The sequence below is a fragment of the Dietzia sp. CW19 genome (genome assembly GCF_014145265.1).
Taxonomy (GTDB): Bacteria; Actinomycetota; Actinomycetes; order Mycobacteriales; family Mycobacteriaceae; genus Dietzia; species Dietzia natronolimnaea.
Genome location: NZ_JAALEE010000050.1, coordinates 1 through 2,721, shown reverse-complemented (window position 1 = coordinate 2,721; position 2,721 = coordinate 1). Strand labels below are relative to the sequence as shown.

Here is a 2,721-nt window from a genome sequence, read left to right as displayed (position 1 = left end):
TGGGCGGCCGCCGACAGGCCCCGCGAACAGCACCGTGCCGCCGGCGGGTGCACGAACAGTCGTCAGAGGTGGCGCCGCCAGGTCCACCCCCCGATGGCCCGCCAGCCAGCGCTCGGCGGGAGGGTCGAAGGGCGTCGCCACCGACATCGGACCGGTGAGCGGCCCCCTCAGGTCCCGGCGCGGGGGATCCGGGACCGCGGCGGACGGAGGGGCCAGGATGAGGGTCGCGAGCAGGGCTGCAGCCACCGCCGCGCCCGCTGTGGTGATCGCCGACAATCGGCGACGTGGCGACGCGGTGGTCGGAGTCGGGGCGCTCATGGGTCGAGTACACCCGGTGATGCGGTGGGGAATCCGATCGAGGGGCGCCACTGTGGAGGAGGTCGGCGACTCTCCACAGGGGCGGGACGGCTATCGATCGCGTGTTGGAGTGCGGGCGCGGGCGGGTTATGATTGCCGATGCGGTCGACTGACGTCGATTGACTTCGCGTGTCCTGCGCCTCCCACGGGAGGAGCATCCGGACCCGGGGCCGAACAGCCCCGGCTTCACCGGACACCGGACCCGTAGGTGCCCCTGCTCGTCGGGGGTTCGGTCCGGTGCGGACACCAGGGCCCGAGACCACCCGGTTTCTCGGGCGTAACCCGATACACACCAGAAAGCGAGGACGAGGGCCTCGCGGTCCGGCTGCTTTGAAGCCGGACGAGCCCCTCAACACTTCCATGGCAGTCATCTCCATGAAGCAGCTGCTCGACGCGGGCGCACACTTCGGTCATCAGACCCGTCGCTGGAACCCGAAGATGCGGCGGTTCATCTTCACCGACCGCAACGGCATCTACATCATCGACCTCCAGCAGACGCTCACGTACATCGACCAGGCGTACGAGTTCGTAAAGGAGACCGTCGCCCACGGTGGCACGGTCCTGTTCGTCGGCACCAAGAAGCAGGCCCAGGAGGCCATCGCCGAAGAGGCCGCCAAGGTCGGGATGCCCTACGTCAACCAGCGGTGGCTGGGTGGCATGCTCACCAACTTCCAGACCGTGCACCAGCGCCTCATCCGCCTCAAGGAGCTCGAGGCAATGGAGCAGTCGGGTGGGTTCGAGGGGCGCACCAAGAAGGAGATTCTCATGCTCACGCGTGAGATGACCAAGCTGGCGCGCACGCTCGGTGGTATGCGGGACATGACCAAGGTGCCGTCCGTCGTGTGGATCGTCGACACCAACAAGGAGCACATCGCCGTCGGCGAGGCACGCAAGCTCAACATCCCGGTCGTGGCCCTGCTCGACACGAACTGTGATCCCGACCTCGTGGACTACCCGATCCCGGCCAACGACGACGCGATCCGCTCGGTCAGCGTCCTGACCCGGGTCATCGCCTCTGCCGTCGCCGAGGGCCTCAAGGCCCGCTCGCAGGCCGGCAAGGCCACCGGCGACGAGGCCGAGCCGCTCGCCGAGTGGGAGGCCGAGCAGCTCGACCAGGTGACCGGTGAGACCGCGGCACCCGAGGGCGAGACGGCCGCCGAGGCCCCCGCCTCGGAGATCACGGGCACCGAGTCCCCCGTGACCGAAGCCCCTGCGGTCGAGGCCGAGGAGATCGAGGCCGCGGCCGCCGAGGCGCCGGCCCCCGAGGCCTGATCTCTCCACCAGCTCGAGCACGTCGGGCCCGGCCGCCCACGATCCCCACGCGGGATCTCCCGGGGGCCGGGCCCGACGTGTCGGTGAAGGTGGGCGAGGGTCCCCCGGCGCCGAGGCGTCTAGGGTGGAGTCGATCGCGCCCGCCGGCCGACGTCAACAACTTCCGACACATCACGAACTCTTTTTAGGAGGGTCGCCCCACCATGGCGAACTACACCGCTGCCGACGTCAAGCGTCTGCGTGAGCTCACCGGCTCCGGGATGATGGACTGCAAGAAGGCACTCGAGGAGACCGACGGCGACTTCGACAAGGCCGTCGAGGTCCTGCGCATCAAGGGCGCCAAGGACGTGGGCAAGCGCGCCGAGCGCACCACCGCCGAGGGACTGGTCGCCGTCAAGGACGGCGTCATGATCGAACTCAACTCCGAGACCGACTTCGTGGCGAAGAGCGCCGAGTTCATCGCGCTTGCCGACAAGATCGTCGACGTCGCCGCGTCCCAGGGCATCTCCGACCTCGACGCGCTCAACGAAGCCGAGCTCGACGGGTCGACGGTCGCCGACGCGGTGGTCTCGTTCTCCGCCAAGTCGGGCGAGAAGCTGGTCCTGCGTCGCGTGGGAAAGCTCGACGGCCCCGTCGCCGTCTACCTCCACAAGCGTTCCTCGGACCTCCCGCCGGCGGTTGGCGTCATGGTGGCCTACCAGGGCGAGGGCGAGTCCGCCGAGGCCGCCGCCCGTTCGGCCGCCATGCAGATCGCCGCGCTCAAGGCGCAGTACGTCTCGCGCGACGAGGTGCCCGCCGACGTCGTGGCCAAGGAGCGCGAGATCGCCGAGGCCACCGCCCGCGAGGAGGGCAAGCCCGAGCAGGCGCTCGTCAAGATCGTCGAGGGTCGTCTCAATGGTTTCTACAAGGACGTCGTCCTCCTGGACCAGCCGTCCGTCACCGACAGCAAGAAGACCGTCGGCGCGCTCCTCACCGAGGCCGGCGCCACGGTGACGGCCTTCCTCCGTTTCGAGGTCGGCCAGGCCTGATCCGCCCCTGGTACCCGCGCTCGCGGGTACTCCTCCGACGGCGGCACCCGGACTCCCGGGTGCC

General features: G+C 69.4%; 3 protein-coding genes. 2 read left to right on the top strand and 1 reads right to left on the bottom strand.

What is annotated here, in order from left to right; translation table 11 throughout:
- Positions 1-318 (bottom strand): M23 family metallopeptidase (locus G6021_RS16885; RefSeq protein ID WP_206682640.1); only part of this gene is annotated, 318 nt, incomplete at its 3' end.
- Between the two features lie 399 nt (positions 319-717).
- Between G6021_RS16885 and rpsB the strand changes: the two genes are divergently transcribed.
- Complete coding sequence (gene rpsB / locus G6021_RS01855) at positions 718-1,629, top strand: 30S ribosomal protein S2 (RefSeq protein ID WP_182640545.1); 912 nt, start codon at positions 718-720, stop codon at positions 1,627-1,629.
- A 203-nt stretch (positions 1,630-1,832) separates the two neighbouring features.
- On the top strand, positions 1,833-2,657 hold the full coding sequence (gene tsf / locus G6021_RS01850; protein ID WP_182640544.1) for a translation elongation factor Ts: 825 nt from the start codon (positions 1,833-1,835) through the stop codon (positions 2,655-2,657).
- The last annotated feature ends 64 nt before the right edge of the window (positions 2,658-2,721 follow it).